This is a genomic window from Bradyrhizobium sp. SPXBL-02, from assembly GCF_051853065.1.
Classification (GTDB): domain Bacteria; phylum Pseudomonadota; class Alphaproteobacteria; order Rhizobiales; family Xanthobacteraceae; genus Bradyrhizobium.
Genome location: NZ_CP182474.1, coordinates 4,722,977 through 4,741,043, shown reverse-complemented (window position 1 = coordinate 4,741,043; position 18,067 = coordinate 4,722,977). Strand labels below are relative to the sequence as shown.

Below are 18,067 nucleotides of genomic sequence, written 5' to 3'. Positions count from 1 at the left end.
GTTATGCCTGTTCAATCTCTTCACGGAGCATTTCGAGTTCGAGCCAGCGCTCTTCAGCGGCCGACAGTTCTTCATGCGCCTTGGCGATGGCGGCCGAGGTGTCGTCGAATTTTTTGCGATCCTTCGCATAGAGATTGGGATCGTCCAGCACGCGCTGCAATTTTGCAATATCGGCGTGCAACGTTTCCATCTTCTTCGGCAGCGTTTCCAGCGCGTGCTTCTCGTTGAAGCTCAGCTTCCGCTTGGGCGCCGACGCGGCCGGAGCAGCGGCGCGCTCCTCTTTCTTCTCCACTGGCGCTTGCGCCTTCGCCGTCTCGCGTTTGAGGTCTGCGCCGCGCTGCGCCAGCATGTCGCTGTAGCCGCCGGCATATTCGATCCATTTGCCGTTACCCTCGGGCGCGATCACGGAGGTGACGACGCGGTCGAGGAAGTCGCGGTCGTGGCTGATCAGGATGACAGTGCCCTCGTAGTCGCCCAGCATCTCCTCGAGCACGTCGAGCGTTTCGAGATCGAGATCGTTGGTCGGCTCGTCCAGCACCAAGAGGTTTGACGGCTTTGCCAGCGCGCGCGCCAGCATCAGGCGGCCACGCTCGCCGCCGGAGAGTACTTCCACGGGCGTGCCACGCTGCTCCTGGCCGAACAGGAAGTCCTTCATGTAGCCGACGACGTGCTTCGGCTTGCCGCCGACCATGATCTGATCGCCGCGGCCGCCGGTGAGGGCTTCTGCCAGCGTCGATTTGGGATCGAGGCTTTCGCGGTGCTGATCGAGCGTGGCCGTTTCCAGATTGGCACCCAGCCGTACGATGCCGGAATCGGGTTGCCCGCCGCCCGTGAGCAGATTGACCAGGGTGGTCTTGCCGGCGCCGTTCGGCCCGATGATGCCGAGCCGGTCGCCGCGCTGGATCCGGGTCGAGAAATTTTCGACGATCTTGCGCTCGCCGTAAGCTTTGGAGATGCCCTTGGCTTCGATCACCAGCTTGCCGGACTGCTCGGCCTCGCTAGCTGCGAGATTGGCGTTTCCAGCGGTGCCGCGGTAGTTGCGGCGCTGGGCTCGCAACGCATGCAGATTGGCAAGGCGTTTGACGTTGCGCTTGCGGCGGCCGGAGACGCCGTGGCGCAGCCAGTGCTCCTCGTCGACGATCTTGCGGTCGAGCTTGTGCTGGTCGCGTTCTTCCTCCGCCAGTACCTCGTCGCGCCAGCTCTCGAACGAGGCAAAGCCGCGGTCGATCTGCTTGATCTTGCCGCGGTCGAGCCAGGCGGTGGAGCGCGACAGATTGGTGAGGAAGCGGCGGTCATGGCTGATGATGACGAGCGCACTGCGGCGGCTGTCGAGCTCCTGTTCCAGCCATTCGATGGTGGCGAGATCGAGATGGTTGGTCGGCTCGTCCAGCAGCAGAATGTCGGGCGAGGGCGCCAGCACAAAGGCGAGCGCCGCGCGGCGCGCCTCGCCGCCGGAGAGGTTGTGCGGGTTCTCCTCGCCGGTGAGGCCGAGCTGCTCCAGGAGATAACGCGCCTGGTGCTGGTCGTCGCCGGGCGCGAGCCCGGATTCGACATAGGCGAGCGTGGTCTTGTGCGCGCCGAAGTCAGGCTCCTGCGGCAGGTAGCGCACCGTTGCGCCCGGCTGCACGAAGCGCGTGCCGGAGTCGGGCTCGACCAGGCCGGCCGCGATCTTCAGCAGCGTCGACTTGCCGGAGCCGTTGCGGCCGATCAGGCAGACCCGTTCGGATGGCGCGACATTGAGCTCGACCCCTGACAGCAGCGGCGTGCCGCCGAAGGTCAGCCGGATGTCTTTGAGTTGGATCAGCGGCGGCGCCATCGTCAGCCCTGACTCGTTGCGGCCGCATCAGTGCGACGCCGCGCGATCCGCCGCAGCGTCTGGTCGAGCGCGGACAGGAAGGCCGAGCGGTCGCGCGGCGCGAACGAGCGCGGGCCGCCGGTGACTTCGCCGGCCGAGCGCAGATCCGTCATCAGATTGCGCACCGCCAGCGTCATCCCGATCGACTCTTCGGTGAACGGCTTTCCGTTTGGTGCGATTACGTCGGCGCCCGCCTTCACACAGCGGCTCGCCAGCGGGATGTCCGAGGTCACGACCACATCGCCAGGCCTGGCGCGCTCGGCGATCCAGTCGTCGGCCGCATCCATGCCGCTACCTGCGGCAATGCGCTCGATCAGGGGATCCTGCGGCACGCGGATGAAATTGCCCGCGACCACGCTCACGGGCACGCCATGCCGGATCGCGACGCGGTAGATCTCGTCCTTCACAGGGCAGGCGTCGGCGTCGACATAGATGCGGGTGGGGGTGTCGGTCATTCCGCGCGTGGTACCCCATTCGGGCCGCAAAGGCGAGGGGATTGACCCTGGTTCCTCAGGCCCTACCATCGCTCCTGAAACAATAAGAATATGGGAAAGCCAAGCCATGCCGAACCGGCTCGAAACCTACCGCGTCGAGGCCTACAACACCGCCAAGCAATCCGAAAACAAGATGCACGACGACAATAACGCGCGCCGCTTCGGCTTTTCCGGCGGGCTGGTCCCGGGCGTCGACGTCTTCGCTTACATGATGCACGTGCCGATCGCGCGCTGGGGCCGCGATTTCCTTTCCCGTGGGCTGGTCGAGGCGCGCTTCATCAAGCCGGTCTATGACGGCGAGACTGCCGACGTCGACGCGACCGAGCACAACGGCCTGCTGACCATCGAGGTGTTCAGCCGCACCGAGCTGTGCGCCACGGGGACGGCGTCGCTGCCGGCGGAGGCGCCCGCGGTGTCGCTGAGCGACTATGTTGAAGTCCCCGCTGTCGCCGAGCGCAAGCCGGTCAGTCCTGCGACGTTCGAGCTGGGCAAGTGGCTGGGCACGACGCCGCGCCGCTGGGCCGGGCAGGACGCGGCCGACTATCTCACGGATGTCAGGGAGAAGGATCCGATCTTCGCGCGCGAGAGCCTCGGCCATCCCGGCCTGATCCAGCGGGTCATGAACCGCGTCCTCGTCGACAACACCATTCTGGGCCCCTGGATCCACGTCGGCAGCCGCATGCAGCTGCTGTCCGCCGCGCGCGCCGGTGAAGAGATCACGGCGCGGGCCAAGGTCACCGCGAACTACGAGAAGAAGGGCCACCGCTTCGTCGAGCTCGACGCGCTGGTCGTCGCCAACGGCACGATGCCGCTCGCCCACTGCCTGCACACCGCAATCTACCAGCCGCGCGAGCAGGCGGCGGCGTAGCGGAGGCAAGCCTGTCACCACAAACGCGGTGTCATGCCCCGGCTTGACCGGGGCATCCAGTACGCCGCGGCCCATCCGTGAATCACGATTGCCTCGGAGTACTGGATCGCCCGATCAAGTCGGGCGATGACAGCTGTGCGTGTGGACGCGGCGAATGACCTTCCGCGATAGAGCCTCTTACGCCGCCTTGGCCTTCGCCTCCTGGATCGCGCGCCACACCCGCTCCGGGGTCAGCGGCATGTCGATGTGCTTGATGCCGTAATCCGACAGCGCATCGAGCACCGCGTTCACCACCGTCGAGAGACTGCCGGCGCAGCCTGCTTCGCCGCAGCCCTTGCTGCCGAGCGGATTGGTGGTGGCGGGCACCGGATGATCGCCGACCGTCATGTTGGGGACGTCCTCGGCACGCGGCAGGGCGTAGTCCATCAGCGAGCCCGTGATCGGCTGGCCGCTCTCGTCGTAGCGGATGTGCTCCATCAGCGCCTGGCCGATGCCCTGGACCACGCCGCCATGGAGCTGGCCCGCGACCAGCATCGGGTTGATCACCGTGCCGAAATCGTTGACCGCGCTGTAGCGCACGATCTGCACCACGCCGGTGTCCGGGTCGATCTCGACCTCGGCGACGTGGCAGCCGTTCGGGAACGCCGAGGCGACCGGTTCGCTGGTGTGATCGACGTCGAGCGTATCAGGCACGCCCTCCGGCACCTTGCCGTCGTGCAGCTTCTTCGCGAGCTCCATGATGTCGATGCTGCGATCGGTGCCGGCGATCGTAAAGCTGCCGTCGGCGAACTCGATATCGGCCTCGGACGCTTCCAGCATATGCGCGGCGGCGCGCTTGCCCTTCTCGATGACGAGCTTTGCGGCCCCCACGATGGCTTGGCCGGTCGCAGTGATCGAGCGCGAGCCGCCGGTGCCGTTGCCGGTGTGGACGATGTCGCTGTCGCCCTGCACGAGCTTCACGCTCTCGAAGGGGACGCCGAGCTGCTCGGACAGCACCTGCGCGAACGGCGTGGCATGGCCCTGGCCGTAATCGAGCGTGCCGGTGATGAGCTGCACGGTGCCGTCAGCATCGAACACGATCTTGCCGAGCTCGGGGCTCGGCGGCGCCGTGACCTCGAGATAGGAGCCGACCGCGATGCCGCGCAGCTTGCCGGCCTTCTTGCTCTCCTTCTTGCGCTTGGCGAAGTTCTCGTGGTCGGAGATTTCGAGCGCCTTGTTGAACACGGCCTGGAAGTCGCCGCTGTCATAGGTGACGCCGGAGGAGGCCGCGAACGGGATCTGGTTCGGCTTGATGAAGTTGCGCTTGCGCAAGGTCAGCCGGTTGATGCCCATCTCGTCGGCGGCGCGGTCGATCAACCGCTCCATGTAATAGTTCGCCTCGGGCCGGCCGGCACCGCGATAGGCGCCCATCAGCGTGGTGTTGGTGAGCACCGTCTTGATGTCGACCGCCATCAACGGCGTGCGATAGACGCTGGAGAAGTTCTTGCCGGTGTTGAGCGAAAGCGGGCCCGGCGCGACGCCGGTGATGTAGGCGCCGAGATTGCCGTAGCCGGACAGCTTTGCCGCGAGGAAGTGGCCCTCTGCATCGAGCGCGAGCTCGGCATGGATCTTCTGCGCGCGGCCATGGCTGTCGGAGAGGAAGCTGGTGGAGCGCTCGTCCAGCCACTTCACCGGCCGCCCCAGTGCCTTCGCCGCGTACAGGATGCACATGTACTCGGGATAGTTGATGTTCTTCATGCCGAAGGAGCCGCCGACATTGGCGGTGAGAATGCGCACCTTCTCGTTCGGCACCTTCAGGTTCTTGGCGAGGTTGGCGCGGTTGCCGGCAACGCCCTGGGTCGGCACCTGAAGCGTGTAACGCTCGGTCTTCTTGTCGTAGGAGGCAAGCCCCACGCGCGGCTCCATCGAGACCACGGCGACGCGGGTGTTCTCGATGTCGAGCCTGGTCACATGAGCGGCGCTGGCGAAGGCCGCGTTGACCTTGTCCATGTCGCCATAGTGGTAGTCGAGCGCGACGTTGTTCGGGATGTGGTCATAGAGCTGCGGCGCGCCGGGCTTGGCGGCTTCCTCGGGATCCGTCACCGCCGGCAGCGGCTCGATGTCGAGCTCGACCGCCTCGGCCGCGTCGCGCGCCTGGGCCAGCGTCTCCGCCACCACGAAGGCGACGGGGTCGCCGACGAAGCGGACCTTGTCGGTCGCCAGCGGCTGGCGGTTGGTCTGGAGCAGGGGCGAGCCGTCACGGCTCTTCAGCGGCAGGCCGCAGGTGAAGGGGCCATAGCCGGCGGCATCGAGGTCCTTGCCGGTCCACACCCCCAGCACGCCCGGCATCGCCTTGGCGGCATCGAGGCCAATGCCACGGATCATGCCATGGGCATGGGTGGAACGGACGACCACGGCATAGGCCTGGCCGGGCAGGTTGAAATCGTCGGTGTAGCGGCCCTTGCCGCGCACCAGGGTGTCGTCCTCCTTGCGGCGGACCGGTTGCCCGACGCCATATTTTTGCAGTGCAATAGCGTTCTCGAGCGTGGACGATTTGGTGTGTTCTTGCATGGAATTGACCTGAAAAGCCGGCATTTGCGCATTTTCGCGGCAGCGGAGCACCGGACTCCCTTGAGATAACCCACCACCCCCGTTCACGACAACGCACGATTGGGCATGGTCCCATGTGATGCGTTGTTGCGCAGGCCTGCCGCGCTGCTAATGTTTCAGGCGAATAATCAATTCCAGACCGGCCCGACCGGCCGCGGAAAGACAGTTTGTATGAATGACCACACGCGGCTCCGCGACGGCCATGTTAGCCAACATGGGCCGCACGGTGAGCTGAATGGGTCGATGGCGGCGGTGGCGTTGGCCACCGATCCGGCCGTCGGCGCGCAAGCGCCGGGAACCGGCGTCTATGCGGCGCTGGACCTCGGCACCAACAATTGCAGGCTGCTGATCGCCTGTCCGACCCAGGACGGCTTTCGCGTGGTCGATTCCTTCTCGCGCATCATCCGGCTCGGGGAGGGCGTCTCGGCGACAGGTTGCATCAGCGACGCCGCGATCGAGCGTGCCATCGCCGCGCTCAGCATCTGCCGGGACAAGATCAACTTACGGAAGGCGCGGCGGCTGCGGCTGATCGCGACCGAAGCCTGCCGCGCGGCTTCGAACGCGGAAGGTTTTCGCAGCCGCGTTGCGGCCGAGACCGGCATCGAGCTCGAGGTGATCGACCGCGAGACCGAGGCCACGCTCGCCGTGCTCGGCTGCTCGCCGCTGGTCGACCCCAGGGGGCGCGGCGCGATCCTGTTCGACATCGGCGGCGGCTCGACCGAGCTGGTGCGGATCGAGCGCGACCCGGAAAACCCGGAGCCGCGCATAAAAGCCTGGATGTCGATCCCCTATGGCGTGGTCACGCTCGCCGAGCAGTTCGGCGGACGCGACGTCACGCCGGAGATCTACGCCGCGATGGAGCAGGAGGTCGCAAGCCACGTCGCGCCGTTTGCGGAAGAGCACGGCCGCGATCTCGCCGACATGCATCTGCTCGGCACGTCGGGCACGGTGACGACGCTGGCCGGGATCCATCTCAATCTGGCGCGCTATGACCGACGCCGCATCGATAGCATCTGGATGAACGATGCCGATATCACCGCGACCATCAACAAGCTGCTCGGCATGAGCTACGAGGAGCGCGCGAACAACAGCTGCATCAGCGTCGAGCGTGCCGATCTCGTGCTCGCCGGCTGTGCCATTCTCGATGCTATCCGCCGCGCCTTTCCGCTGCCGCGCCTGCGCGTCGCCGACCGGGGCCTGCGCGAAGGCATGCTGGTCGAGATGATGCGCGAGGACGGTGCGCTCAGGAGCTGGTGAGTATGGCCAAGGACACGACCGGCCGCTTGCACGTCCAGGTCAAGACCGGCGGCAAGCGCAAATTGTCGTCGAAGCTGTGGCTGGAGCGGCAGCTCAACGATCCCTATGTCGCGAAAGCCAAGGCTGCGGGCTATCGCTCGCGTGCCGCGTTCAAGCTCTTGGAGATGGACGACAAGTTCCGGCTCTTGAAGCCGGGCATGGCCGTGGTCGATCTCGGCGCGGCACCCGGTGGCTGGAGCCAGATCGCGGCCAAGCGCGTCGGCTCGACGGAAGGCAAGGGCAAGGTCGTCGCCATCGATCTGTTGGAGATGCCGGAGATTCCCGGCGTCGATTTCGCGCAGCTCGACTTCATGGACAACGACGCGCCCGAGAAGCTCACCGCGATGCTCGGCGGCAAGGCCGACGTTGTGATGTCCGACATGGCCGCCAACACCACCGGCCACCGCAAGACCGACCAGCTGCGCATCGTCGGCCTGGTCGAGACCGCCGCGGCGTTTGCCTGCGACGTGCTCAAACCCGGCGGCGCGTTTCTGGCCAAGACGTTCCAGAGCGGCGCCGATGCCGATCTGCTCGCCCAGCTCAAGCGCGACTTTGCCACCGTGCGTCACGTCAAGCCCGCCGCGAGCCGGCAGGATTCCTCGGAGCGCTACGTGCTCGCGACGGGATTTCGGGGCGGGGGAACGGCGTAGCCTCGCACCCCGTCATTGCGAGGAGCTCTTGCGACGAAGCAATCCAGGCTGTCTCCGCAGAGGCATTCTGGATTGCTTCGCTGCGCTCGCAATGACGAAAGACTACCCCAGCCGCTGATCCCGCACGTCCTGCGTATCCTCGGACGCTGCCTTGACCGCCGCCTTCTCCGCACCCTTGCCCGCGCCCTTGCGGCTCGCGATCTCCACCGCCTTGCGGCCGGAAATTTCGTGGCCGGCATCCGCGGGCATCTGCCAGAAGAACCAGCTCGAGGCCGCCGAGGTCAGCGCCACCACCACGAAGGCGGGCGCGAACACCGTGGCGTCGATCTCGCTGATATGGTGGAACCACATCGTCGTTTCCACGCAGGCCGCGCCGACGGCGACGCCGGCGGAGACCGCGAGCTGCTGGTTGACGCTGACGAGGGTGGTGGCGCGGCTCATTTGCGCGGTCTCGACGTCGGCATAGGCGACCGTGTTGATCGCGGTGAACTCCAGCGAGCGGAAGAAGCCGCCGACCACCAGGATGACCATGATGATGAGCAGCGGCGTCGTCACCGTGAACAGCGCGCAGACGGCGAGAAAGAACGCGCTGATGATCGCGTTCACCGTCATCAGGTTGCGGAAGCCGAAGGTGCGGATGATGCGCGCGGCCAGCGTCTTCATGCCCATGGCCCCGAGCGAGGAAGCAAAGGTGACGAGGCCGGAATGGAACGGCGACAGGCCGAAGCCGATCTGCATCAGGAGCGGCAGCAGGAACGGCAGCGCGCCGATGCCAAGCCGGAACAGGAAGCCGCCGAACACGGCTGCGCGCAGTGTCGGCAGCCTCAGGAGCGAGAAGTCCAGCACCGGCGATCCGGTCCGCCGCGCGTGGATGACGTAGAGGGTCATCGAGATCGCACCGCCCACGACCAGCGCGGCCACCGTGCTCCATGGCAGCAGGTTGAGCCCGGCGACTGAAAGGCCAAAGGCGATCCCGGCAAGGCCGATGCCGGCGAGCACCATGCCGTAGAGATCGAACGGCTCCTGCGCCTCGCTCTTGATGGGATCGATGAAGCGCAGCGCCATGAAGATGCCGAGCAGGCCGATCGGGATGTTGATCAGGAAGATCCAGTGCCAGGACGCGTACGTCGTGATGAAGCCGCCGAGCGGCGGGCCGATCACGGGGCCGATCAGGGCAGGGACCGTCACCCAGGCCATGGCGTTGACCAGCGCGCTCTTGTCGACCGAGCGCAGCAGCACGAGGCGTCCGACCGGCGTCATCATCGCACCGCCCATGCCTTGCAGGATGCGCGCGAATACGAAATCGGTGACCGAGGTCGAGAGCGCGCAGCCGACCGAGCCGACCATGAACACGCCGACCGCGATCGCGAATACCATCCGCGCGCCGAACCGGTCGGCGGTCCAGCCGCTCGCCGGGATGAACACCGCGAGCGACAGCAGGTAAGATGTGATCGCGAGCTTCAGCGTCAGCGGGCTGGTGCCGATGTCCGCCGCGATCGCCGGCAGCGAGGTGGCGATCACGGTCGAATCCATGTTCTCCATGAACAGAGCCGTGGCCACGATCAGCGGAATGACGCGTTGCTTGTCGACCATGAAATTCATGAAAGCTGAAGGAGGGGCGGAGTTGCGGCTTATCACCGCTGCCGGGCGGGGACCATTGCGGATCCACGCATGGCACCTAAGTCCCGCGTAACAACGGTGTGACCCTCTCTGTCATTCCGGGGCGCGCCCCTTGGCGCGAGCCCGGAATCTATTGGGCCACAGCGTTGCTGCGCGATGGATTCCGGGTTCGCGACTTCGTCGCGCCCCGGAATGACGCCGGAGGGGACGGCGGACGGAGCCGACCCCGCTGAATCGGCCCAAAAAAGCCTGTGCATGGCTGGCCAGCGGCCCGAATTGCTTTGATTCGTCACGCGACCGTGCTATCGACCCGCGTCAACCCCACCGATGGGCTCCGATTCTCAAGGCGTTGCCGCAAGGGACGCCGAGGGCGGCGCTCATCCATGAGCATTTGCGGCAAGGCCGCAGGAAGGAGTTGGCAGATGGCCACGGTGCAACTTCAGGGCATCCGCGAAGCCTTTACGTTTGACGACGTGCTGTTGAAGCCGGGCCTGTCGGACGTCATGCCGGGCGAGGTCGACATCCGCTCCCGCGTCACCCGCGCCATCCCGCTCAACATCCCGATCATGGCCTCGGCCATGGACACCGTCACCGAGGCCCGCATGGCGATCGCCATGGCGCAGGCCGGCGGCCTCGGCGTCATCCACCGCAATTTCGATCCCGAAGGGCAGGCCGCCCAGGTGCGGCAGGTCAAGCGCTACGAGTCCGGCATGGTGGTGAACCCGCTCACCATCAGCCCCGACGCCACGCTCGACGATGCGCTCAAGCTGATGAGCGATCACGGCATCTCCGGCATTCCCGTCGTCACCGGCGCCGGCAAGAACACGCCCGGCAAGCTGGTCGGTATCCTCACCAACCGCGACGTGCGCTTTGCCACCGACCGCCGGCAAAAAGTCTCCGAGCTGATGACGCATGAAGGGCTCGTCACGGTCCGTGAGAATGTCAGCCAGGACGAGGCGCGGCGGATGCTGCACCAGCACCGCATCGAGAAGCTGCTGGTGGTCGACGATCAATATCGCTGCGTCGGTCTCATCACCGTGAAGGACATGGAGAAGGCGGTCGCCCATCCGCTCGCCTGCAAGGATGGGCAGGGCCGCCTTCGCGTCGCTGCCGCCACCACGGTCGGCGACACCGGCTTCGAGCGCACCGAGCGGCTGATCGATGCCGGCGTCGACCTCGTCGTCGTCGACACCGCGCACGGTCATTCCCGTCACGTGCTGCAGGCGGTGAACCGCATCAAGCGCCTGTCCAATTCGGTGCAGGTCGTCGCCGGCAACGTCGCCACCACGGAAGGCGCGCAGGCGCTGATCGACGCGGGCGCGGATTGCATCAAGGTCGGCATCGGCCCGGGCTCGATCTGCACCACGCGCATCGTCGCCGGCGTCGGCGTGCCCCAGCTCACCGCGATCATGGATGCGGTCGACGCGGCGAAGAAGGCCGACGTCCCCGTCATCGCCGACGGCGGCATCAAATATTCCGGCGACCTTGCGAAAGCACTCGCGGCCGGCGCCGACATCGCCATGGTCGGCTCGCTGCTGGCCGGCACCGACGAGACGCCCGGCGAAGTGTTCCTGTGGCAGGGCCGCTCCTACAAGGCCTATCGCGGCATGGGCTCGGTCGGCGCGATGGCGCGGGGATCGGCCGACCGCTACTTCCAGCAGGACATCAAGGATACGCTCAAGCTCGTGCCTGAAGGCATCGAGGGCCAGGTGCCCTACAAGGGCCCGGTCGGCAACGTCATGCACCAGCTCGCCGGCGGCTTGCGCGCCGCGATGGGCTATGTCGGCGCGCGCGACATGAAGGAGCTGCACGACAAGGCCCAGTTCGTCCGCATCACCGGCGCGGGCCTGCGCGAAAGCCACGTCCACGACGTCACCATCACGCGCGAGAGCCCGAATTATCCGGGCGGGGGTTAGTCACTCGCTCGTGCCAAATGACGGTGTCATGCCCCGCGAAGGCGGGGCATCCAGTACGCCGCGGCCCTTCCACTCAATCACAACCGCCTTGGAGTACTGGATCGTCCGCCTTCGCGGACGATGACAGCGAGTGTGTGGTTGGCACCTGCCACAAGCTCGTCATTGCGAGCCAACGGGTCCGCGCGAAGCGCGGCCCGATGACAGGCTCCGCGAAGCAATCCAGTCCTTTTGTGTTGACGCGGCTGGATTGCTTCGCTTCGCTTGCAATGACAGAAAAGTGGAGGAAGCCATGGCCCAAGCCAAACGCATCGTTCTCGCCGCGCGTCCCGTCGGCGAACCCAAGCCGTCTGATTTTCACCTGGAGGAATTCGCCGTGCCGACGCCAGGGCAGGGAGAAGTCCTGCTGCGCACGATCTGGCTGTCGCTCGATCCCTATATGCGCGGGCGCATGAGCGAGGGGCCGTCCTACGCAGCTCCGGTGCCGGTCGGCGGCGTGATGGAAGGCGAGGCGGTCAGCGAGGTCGCGGCTTCCAACAATCCCGATTTCACGGTCGGCGAGATCGTGCGGGCCCGCACCGGCTGGCAGTCGCACGCGATCTCGAACGGCAAGGGCCTGATCAAGGTCGATCCCAAGCTCGGTCCGATCTCGACCTCGATCGGCGTGCTCGGCATGCCCGGCATGACCGCCTATACGGGCCTGCTCGACATCGGCAAGCCGCAGCCGGGCGAGACCGTCGTCGTTGCTGGTGCGTCCGGCGCGGTCGGCTCGGCGGTGGGGCAGATCGCGAAGCTCAAGGGCGCCCGTGCGGTCGGCATCGCTGGCGGCAAGGACAAGTGCGACTACGTGGTGAAGGAGCTCGGCTTCGATGCCTGCATCGATCACCGCGACCCCGATCTCGCCGCCAGGCTGAAGGACGCCTGCCCTGGGGGTATCGACGTCTATTTCGAAAATGTCGGCGGTGCCGTGTTCGAGGCGGTGTTCCCGCTGCTCAATCCGTTCGCGCGCGTTCCGGTCTGCGGCCTGATCGCCCATTACAACGACACCGAGGCCAAGCCGCCGAAATGGGCCGCGTCCCTGATGCGCGCAACCCTCACCAAGCGGCTGACCTTCCGCGGCTTCATCGTGTCAGACTTCGCCGCCCGCCATGGCGACTTCCTGCGCGACATGTCCGCCTGGGTTCGCGACGGCAAGGTCAAGTACAAGGAGTTCGTCACCGAGGGCCTGGAGAGTGCCCCCGGCGCCTTCATGGGCCTGCTGAAGGGGGCCAATTTCGGCAAGCAGCTGGTCCGGGTCGGGCCGGACAAGGCCTAGCGCGACAGGGAATGGGACTCACGTGGCCCCGCGGCCACACCCCGCGTGGGGATAGTTAAGAAAGAGTCACCAAATGGTCACACCTGCCCGCAAAAGCCGCAGGTGTGACCGCCTGTTCATTGACGGCCGGAGGAAGGCATTGAATCATCGCGCATATTTTAGGTGCTGCGATGTTAGAGATTGGTATTTTCTGCGTAATCCTCCTGGCCGCCGGCTATTGGGCGACCATGTTCATCATGGGCCGTCGCGACGACGTCATCCATGGCAAGTTCGTTCACGCCGAGGATGAGGGCGATTTCATGCCGGCCGCAAGGCCTGCTCCACCGCCATTCCCGAAGCGCCCGGTGAAAGCTGCGCAGCCCGCCTCTGTTCAGCCGGTCGGCACCGCGGCCAAGCCGGTGAACAGCGCCGCGCTGCAATCGCTGCTCGCTGCCATCCAGCAGGATCTCAAGAGCGTCGCGTAAGCCGCAACGCTCAGACGCTGCCGCGCTCGACCAGGAACAGATCGACCGCGAGCCGCTGCTCGGCGCGCGGCGTGCCTGAGAGCCGCGCCAAAAGCAGTTCGCCCGCGAGACGTCCCACGGCCGCCGCATCGAACGAGATGGTCGTGAGGCCGGGCGTGATCTGATCGGCGACGTCGTTGTCACCAAAGCCGAGCACGGCCAGATCGCGCGGCACCGACAGGCCGCGGGCGCGAGCCTCGATCAGCGCACCGGTCGCGAGCAGGTCGTTGGCGCAGAACACGGTGTCGACGTCGCCGCTGCGCTCGAGCAGGGCGGTGAAGGCGGCACGGCCGTCGACCAGCCCCGTCACCTCTCCAACGAGGATTTCGTGAACGATCGTGAGGCCGAGCTGTGCGGCGGCGGCGCGAAAGCCGTCGCGGCGGAGCGCGCCACGGCCGCTGCTGCGGCCGATGAAGGCGACGCGGCGATGTCCTGCCTGCGCCAGCCGGCGCGCCGCCATGGCGCCGGCATCCGCATTGGGCAGGCCGACCAGCATGTCGATGGGATCGCGCGGAAACGCCCAGGTCTCGATCACGGGAATGCCGAGCTCGGCCAGCGCCGTGCGGTTCTCCTCGAGCTCGATGACGCCGGTGAACATCACCGCCGCGGGGCGGATGCCGCGTAGCGACTGGACCATCGCGACCTCCTTGGCATAGGAGTAGGAGGTCTGGCCGACCAGCACCTCAAAACCCTCCGGCTCGAGCGTCGCGGCAAAGCTGCGCACCGCAAGGCCGAACTGCTGGCTGAGGATGTTGGAGACGAAGGCGACGACCACGTTCGAGCGGCCCGAGCGCAGCGCGCGGGCATGCGGGTTGGAAGCATAGCCCGTCGCCTCGATCACCTCGAGGATTCGCTCGCGGGTCTTGCGATTGACTTTCTCGGGGTGGCGCAGCACCCGCGACACCGTGATCGGCGCGACGCCGGCGCGCTCGGCGACTTCCTCGATGCGCGGCGGCCGTCCGGTCGCATTGCTGCGGCCGGGCGGCGCCGGAATGCGCACGACGTCGTCATAGCTCGGCTTGGCCGGATCGGTCATCGAATCCCTGAAGAGACGTCAGGTTAGAGCATCATGAGATCAGATCGTACTGCAACCGCATTGGCACTGCGCTCCCTCCCCCGCTTGCGGGGGAGGGTTGGGGAGAGGGTGTCTCCACGTCGGGATCGTCCAAGGTTACGGACGAAATCCCCAAGAGGAGAAAGCTCTCACCCGGATCGCTTTCGCGATCCGACCTCTCCCGCAAGCGGGAGAGGTGCAATGAGCATGCGGCCGAAGCTCACCGTCCCAAAACTTCCTCACACTTCAAGGCGCGGCCGACCTGCACCAGGCAGTCGCCGCTCTGGCTGTCGGTGTGCAGGCGCTGCGAGATCACGATGCCGTCGGCGGGGAAGCGCAGCACCTCTTCGGCAAGCTCGGGGCGCTCGAAGTCGTGATACCAGCCAGCGATGTCGCCCGCCTTCACGCGCGCACCGACGGTGACAGCGGGCTCGAACCAGCCACGGCGCGTCGCGAACACGGCCTGGGCATGGCTCTGCAGGGCCAGCAGTTCGGTCGCGCGCTCGACCGGCGCATGCGGCCCGAGCACGGGCGCCTGGACGAGGCCGAGCGCGAGCAGCAGCCGGTCGACCGCGCGCGCGGTGAACGCCATGGTCTGCGGCGTGACAGTGCCGCCGCCGCCGAATTCACCGGAGAGCCCGATCGCGCCGGCGCGCGCGGCCGCCGCCATCGAGGTCGGCGCCGTGGCGCCGTTCTCGGCGACAAAGGCGAAGGGCATCCCGAGCCCTTTCATCAGGCGCAGCGCGTGGCCGAACATTTCTGGCGGTCCCTGCCGCTCGATCAGCGCGCAGGGCACGTGCGCCATCGACGTGCCGCCGGAGTGGATGTCGAAGACGACGTCGTGGCGCGGAAACAGCTCGTGCTCGAGGAAATGCGCCAGGCGGAAGGTCGGCGTGCCCGCGGCATCGCCCGGGAAGGCGCGGTTGAGATTGCCCTCGTCGAGCGGCGAGCGGCGCCGTGCCGCCATCACGGCGGGCCAATTGGCGAAGGGCAGGATGGTGATCTCGCCCTTGATGGCGCGCGCATCGAGCCGGCGATACAGCCGCGTCAGCGTGATCTCGCCCTCATATTCGTCGCCGTGATTGCCGGCCATCAGGAGCAGCTTCGGTCCGGCGCCGTTCTTGATCCGGAAGATCGGGATCTTGAGCTGATAGTAAGGGGAGCGATCGATCGAGAAGGGAATGCCGAGATGGCCGGACCATTTCTGGTCCTTCTCGAAATCGATCTCGTGAAACAGTCCGGTATGCATGGCTTGCCTCGAGGCCGCGTCGCGCCGACGCCGGCCGAAGTTTGAAGAAGAGCGGCTTCGTTACAGCAACGCCACCGCGGTCATCTCGACGCGCAGATCGGGATCGGCGAGACGGGCTTCGACGCAGGCGCGCGCCGGCGGATTGGCCGGATCGATCCAGGAATCATAAACCGAGTTCATGGTGTCGAAGTCGGTGATATGCGGCAGGAAGACGTTGACCGCGATCAGCTTGGAGCGGTCGGAGCCGGCCTCCTTGAGCAGCGCGTCGATCTTGGCGAGCACCTGCTCCGTCTGCGACACGATGCCGGCCTTGCGGTCATCCGCAACCTGGCCTGCGATGTGCACCATGCCGCCGGCGGCGACGGCCTGGCTCATGCGCGATCCCACGACGTAACGTTTGATCATCTCAATTCTCCTCGTAAAGGTGGGCTCTCACATAATGCGAGAGCCCGTCCAAAACTCACAGCGTCGGCAACGACTGCTCTTCCTTGAACCATTTCAGCTGAAGTGCGCCGAGCTTGCCGTTGAGCTTGTTGAAGAAGATGTCGGTGTTGATCCAGTTGAGCAGGTTCTGCTCGCCCTGGCGGACGCCGACATGGGCCGGCGACTGGCGGATCAGGAATTTCAGCTCGACCTCCTTGGTCGGGTTCTGGTCCTGCACCTTCAGTGCGATGGCGCTGTTCTCCGCGAACGTGTCGGCCTGTCCGGCGAGATAGGCCGCAATCGCAGCCGGAGTGTCCTCGAAGCGCACCAGCTTCACCTTCGGCGCGTTGTCGGTGAGCCAGACGTCGAGCGTCGTACCTTTGGCGACGGCTACCGTGCGGCCCTCCAGATTGTCGGGCTTCTTGCCGGTGGCGGAGGGGAGCGACTTGGCGCCATAAACGCCGAGATTCACCACCGCATAGGGCTGCGAGAACATCACCTGCTGGGCGCGCTCCGGCGTGGCGCCGAGACCGGCGATCAAAATGTCGAGCTTGTCCGAGAGCAGGCTCGGGATGCGCGCGGCACCCGTCACCGGCACCAGTTCGAGCTTCACGCCCATGTCGGCGGCGATCAGTTTTGCAAGATCGGCATCGAGGCCGGCGATCTCGCCCTTGTCGTCCTTGAAGCCCCACGGCGCGGCATCAGTGAGAATGCCGACGCGAATCTTGCCGGCGCCGAGCACGTCCTGGAGCTTGTCGGCCTTGGCAAGGCCGGGTGCGGCGAGGACGGCGAGGGCCGCCGCTGCAATGGTGAAGAGGGACTTCAACTTTCTCATGACTCTCTCCTTGAAGGGGACGGTTTTCACTTGGCAGATGCGATGAAGCTTGCGAGCTCGGGTGTCTCAGGACTGGCGAACAGTTTTGCCGGTGGGCCCTGTTCCCAGACGCGGCCCTGATGCATGAAGACGATGCGGTCGGCGACGTTGCGGGCAAAGCCCATCTCGTGGGTGACCAGGATCATGGTCATGCCCTGTTCCGCCATCGCTTCCATGACCTTCAGGACTTCGCCGACGAGCTCGGGGTCGAGCGCCGAGGTCACTTCGTCGAACAGCATGAGGTGGGGCGCCATGGCGAGACAGCGGGCGATGGCGACGCGCTGCTGCTGGCCGCCGGAGAGTTGCTCGGGCCAGGCGTCGATCTTGTCGGCGAGCCCGACGCGGGTCAGCACGTCCTCGGCCAAGGCCCGCGCTTTCGTCCTCTCGATGCGGCCGGTGAGCAGCGGAGCGAGCGTGATGTTGCGCTCGACCTTCAGATGCGGAAACAAATTGAAGGCTTGGAACACGATGCCGACGCGCTGACGGAATTTCTTCAGGTCTGGCATTTTGGCGTGAACCTTCTGGCCCTCGACCCGGATCTCGCCGGAATCGACGCTCTCCAGCGCGTTGATGCAGCGGAGCAGCGTCGACTTGCCCGAGCCGGAGCGGCCGATGATGGTGACGATCTCGCCTTCCTCGACCTCGAGCGAGACGCCCTTGAGCACCTCGACCTTGCCGAATGTCTTGCGCACGTCGCGGATTTCAACGAGAGCCATCGAGGCGGGCCTCCAGGGAGCGGGACCAGAGCGTGAGCGGCAGGCACAGCGCGAAATAGATCGCGGCGACCAGGGCGTAGGTGAGCAGCGGCTGGAACGTCGCCGCGCTCACCACCTGTCCGGCGCGGGCGAGCTCGACGAAGCCGAGGATCGAGGCGAGCGAGGTGCCCTTGATGAGCTGCACCAGGAAGCCGACGGTCGGCGGCAGCGACAGCCGCAGCGCCTGCGGCGCGATGATGTGGCGGAATTGCTGCCAGGCGGAGAGGCCGAGACAGGCGCCGGCCTCCCATTGCGCCTGCTTTACGGCCTCCAGGCCACCGCGCCAGATCTCGCCGAGGAAGGCGGCGGTGTAGAGCGTGTAGGCGACGGTCACGGCGATGAGCGCCGGCACCTGGATGCCGAGGAAGACCGGCATGCCGAAATAGAAGAAGAACAACAGTCCGAGCAGCGGCACGCTCTGGATCACCTGGATGCACGCCGCCATCGCCCAGCGCAGCCCTGCGAACCGGCTGATGCGGCCGAGCGCAAGCCCGAGCGCCAGTGGCGCACCGAAGAGAAGCGCGAGCACGACGAGGGTGACGGTCCAGCGCAGCGCCGCGAACAGCGAGACGAAATCGATGAGGGAGAAGGATCGCATCGCTTCGCCCC

16 protein-coding genes are annotated in these 18,067 nt (G+C 66.2%); 6 read left to right on the top strand and 10 right to left on the bottom strand.

Going from position 1 to position 18,067, the window contains the following annotated elements; all coding sequences use genetic code 11:
* Position 1: 1 nt before the first annotated feature.
* Together ACNJYD_RS22345 and ACNJYD_RS22340 are read right to left on the bottom strand one after the other, a co-directional pair.
* Complete coding sequence (locus tag ACNJYD_RS22345; protein WP_439363314.1) at positions 2–1,816, bottom strand: ABC-F family ATP-binding cassette domain-containing protein; 1,815 nt, start codon at positions 1,814–1,816, stop codon at positions 2–4.
* Between the two features lie 2 nt (positions 1,817–1,818).
* Complete coding sequence (locus tag ACNJYD_RS22340; protein WP_172786356.1) at positions 1,819–2,310, bottom strand: YaiI/YqxD family protein; 492 nt, start codon at positions 2,308–2,310, stop codon at positions 1,819–1,821.
* Positions 2,311–2,416: 106 nt separating this feature from the next.
* On the opposite strand from ACNJYD_RS22340, the gene ACNJYD_RS22335 reads away from it, so the two are divergent.
* Complete coding sequence (locus tag ACNJYD_RS22335; protein ID WP_439363313.1) at positions 2,417–3,217, top strand: hypothetical protein; 801 nt, start codon at positions 2,417–2,419, stop codon at positions 3,215–3,217.
* Between the two features lie 177 nt (positions 3,218–3,394).
* On the opposite strand, the gene ACNJYD_RS22330 is transcribed toward ACNJYD_RS22335, so the two are convergent.
* Positions 3,395–5,767, bottom strand: a complete 2,373-nt coding sequence (locus ACNJYD_RS22330; protein WP_212257468.1) for a xanthine dehydrogenase family protein molybdopterin-binding subunit — start codon at positions 5,765–5,767, stop codon at positions 3,395–3,397.
* Between the two features lie 210 nt (positions 5,768–5,977).
* Between ACNJYD_RS22330 and ACNJYD_RS22325 the strand changes: the two genes are divergently transcribed.
* Complete coding sequence (locus tag ACNJYD_RS22325) at positions 5,978–7,063, top strand: Ppx/GppA phosphatase family protein (RefSeq protein WP_172786359.1); 1,086 nt, start codon at positions 5,978–5,980, stop codon at positions 7,061–7,063.
* 2 nt (positions 7,064–7,065) lie between these two features.
* The gene (locus ACNJYD_RS22320; protein ID WP_172786360.1) at positions 7,066–7,752 is read left to right on the top strand and encodes an RlmE family RNA methyltransferase; all 687 of its coding nucleotides are present in this window, start codon (positions 7,066–7,068) and stop codon (positions 7,750–7,752) included.
* Positions 7,753–7,854: 102 nt separating this feature from the next.
* Here the strand turns inward: ACNJYD_RS22320 and ACNJYD_RS22315 are convergent, their stop codons facing one another.
* On the bottom strand, positions 7,855–9,345 hold the full coding sequence (locus ACNJYD_RS22315) for a DHA2 family efflux MFS transporter permease subunit (protein WP_212257616.1): 1,491 nt from the start codon (positions 9,343–9,345) through the stop codon (positions 7,855–7,857).
* A 449-nt stretch (positions 9,346–9,794) separates the two neighbouring features.
* On the opposite strand from ACNJYD_RS22315, the gene guaB reads away from it, so the two are divergent.
* The 3 genes from guaB (at position 9,795) to ACNJYD_RS22300 (ending at position 13,064) form a co-directional block, all read left to right on the top strand.
* Positions 9,795–11,288 (top strand): IMP dehydrogenase, encoded by a 1,494-nt coding sequence (gene guaB, locus ACNJYD_RS22310; RefSeq protein ID WP_172786362.1) that lies wholly within the window; start codon positions 9,795–9,797, stop codon positions 11,286–11,288.
* A gap of 289 nt (positions 11,289–11,577) precedes the next feature.
* Entirely contained in the window at positions 11,578–12,600 is a 1,023-nt protein-coding gene (locus ACNJYD_RS22305; protein ID WP_212257469.1) for an NADP-dependent oxidoreductase, read from the top strand.
* A gap of 170 nt (positions 12,601–12,770) precedes the next feature.
* Positions 12,771–13,064, top strand: a complete 294-nt coding sequence (locus ACNJYD_RS22300; RefSeq protein WP_212257470.1) for a hypothetical protein — start codon at positions 12,771–12,773, stop codon at positions 13,062–13,064.
* A 10-nt stretch (positions 13,065–13,074) separates the two neighbouring features.
* Here the strand turns inward: ACNJYD_RS22300 and ACNJYD_RS22295 are convergent, their stop codons facing one another.
* The 6 genes from ACNJYD_RS22295 to ACNJYD_RS22270 form a co-directional block, all read right to left on the bottom strand.
* On the bottom strand, positions 13,075–14,139 hold the full coding sequence (locus tag ACNJYD_RS22295; RefSeq protein ID WP_212257471.1) for a LacI family DNA-binding transcriptional regulator: 1,065 nt from the start codon (positions 14,137–14,139) through the stop codon (positions 13,075–13,077).
* A gap of 238 nt (positions 14,140–14,377) precedes the next feature.
* The gene (locus tag ACNJYD_RS22290; protein WP_212257472.1) at positions 14,378–15,406 is read right to left on the bottom strand and encodes a succinylglutamate desuccinylase/aspartoacylase family protein; all 1,029 of its coding nucleotides are present in this window, start codon (positions 15,404–15,406) and stop codon (positions 14,378–14,380) included.
* 60 nt (positions 15,407–15,466) lie between these two features.
* Positions 15,467–15,811 (bottom strand): RidA family protein, encoded by a 345-nt coding sequence (locus ACNJYD_RS22285; protein WP_212257473.1) that lies wholly within the window; start codon positions 15,809–15,811, stop codon positions 15,467–15,469.
* A 55-nt stretch (positions 15,812–15,866) separates the two neighbouring features.
* Positions 15,867–16,664 (bottom strand): transporter substrate-binding domain-containing protein, encoded by a 798-nt coding sequence (locus ACNJYD_RS22280; RefSeq protein ID WP_212257474.1) that lies wholly within the window; start codon positions 16,662–16,664, stop codon positions 15,867–15,869.
* A 26-nt stretch (positions 16,665–16,690) separates the two neighbouring features.
* Positions 16,691–17,419 (bottom strand): amino acid ABC transporter ATP-binding protein, encoded by a 729-nt coding sequence (locus ACNJYD_RS22275; protein WP_212257475.1) that lies wholly within the window; start codon positions 17,417–17,419, stop codon positions 16,691–16,693.
* Positions 17,406–18,056, bottom strand: coding sequence for an amino acid ABC transporter permease (locus ACNJYD_RS22270; protein ID WP_212257476.1), 651 nt, complete (start codon positions 18,054–18,056; stop codon positions 17,406–17,408). Before ACNJYD_RS22270 ends, ACNJYD_RS22275 begins: the two co-directional genes overlap by 14 nt.
* Between the last annotated feature and the right edge of the window lie 11 nt (positions 18,057–18,067).

Bases quoted from the DNA above. Each gene is read 5' to 3' on its own strand.
- ACNJYD_RS22340 (WP_172786356.1), bottom strand. From the start codon at position 2,310: ATGACCGACACCCCCACCCGCATCTATGTCGACGCCGACGCCTGCCCT.
- ACNJYD_RS22285 (WP_212257473.1), bottom strand. From the start codon at position 15,811: ATGATCAAACGTTACGTCGTGGGATCGCGCATGAGCCAGGCCGTCGCC.
- ACNJYD_RS22315 (WP_212257616.1), bottom strand. From the start codon at position 9,345: ATGGTCGACAAGCAACGCGTCATTCCGCTGATCGTGGCCACGGCTCTG.
- ACNJYD_RS22280 (WP_212257474.1), bottom strand. From the start codon at position 16,664: ATGAGAAAGTTGAAGTCCCTCTTCACCATTGCAGCGGCGGCCCTCGCC.
- ACNJYD_RS22330 (WP_212257468.1), bottom strand. From the start codon at position 5,767: ATGCAAGAACACACCAAATCGTCCACGCTCGAGAACGCTATTGCACTG.
- ACNJYD_RS22275 (WP_212257475.1), bottom strand. From the start codon at position 17,419: ATGGCTCTCGTTGAAATCCGCGACGTGCGCAAGACATTCGGCAAGGTC.
- ACNJYD_RS22270 (WP_212257476.1), bottom strand. From the start codon at position 18,056: ATGCGATCCTTCTCCCTCATCGATTTCGTCTCGCTGTTCGCGGCGCTG.
- ACNJYD_RS22290 (WP_212257472.1), bottom strand. From the start codon at position 15,406: ATGCATACCGGACTGTTTCACGAGATCGATTTCGAGAAGGACCAGAAA.
- ACNJYD_RS22295 (WP_212257471.1), bottom strand. From the start codon at position 14,139: ATGACCGATCCGGCCAAGCCGAGCTATGACGACGTCGTGCGCATTCCG.
- ACNJYD_RS22300 (WP_212257470.1), top strand. From the start codon at position 12,771: ATGTTAGAGATTGGTATTTTCTGCGTAATCCTCCTGGCCGCCGGCTAT.
- ACNJYD_RS22305 (WP_212257469.1), top strand. From the start codon at position 11,578: ATGGCCCAAGCCAAACGCATCGTTCTCGCCGCGCGTCCCGTCGGCGAA.
- guaB (WP_172786362.1), top strand. From the start codon at position 9,795: ATGGCCACGGTGCAACTTCAGGGCATCCGCGAAGCCTTTACGTTTGAC.
- ACNJYD_RS22335 (WP_439363313.1), top strand. From the start codon at position 2,417: ATGCCGAACCGGCTCGAAACCTACCGCGTCGAGGCCTACAACACCGCC.
- ACNJYD_RS22345 (WP_439363314.1), bottom strand. From the start codon at position 1,816: ATGGCGCCGCCGCTGATCCAACTCAAAGACATCCGGCTGACCTTCGGC.
- ACNJYD_RS22325 (WP_172786359.1), top strand. From the start codon at position 5,978: ATGAATGACCACACGCGGCTCCGCGACGGCCATGTTAGCCAACATGGG.
- ACNJYD_RS22320 (WP_172786360.1), top strand. From the start codon at position 7,066: ATGGCCAAGGACACGACCGGCCGCTTGCACGTCCAGGTCAAGACCGGC.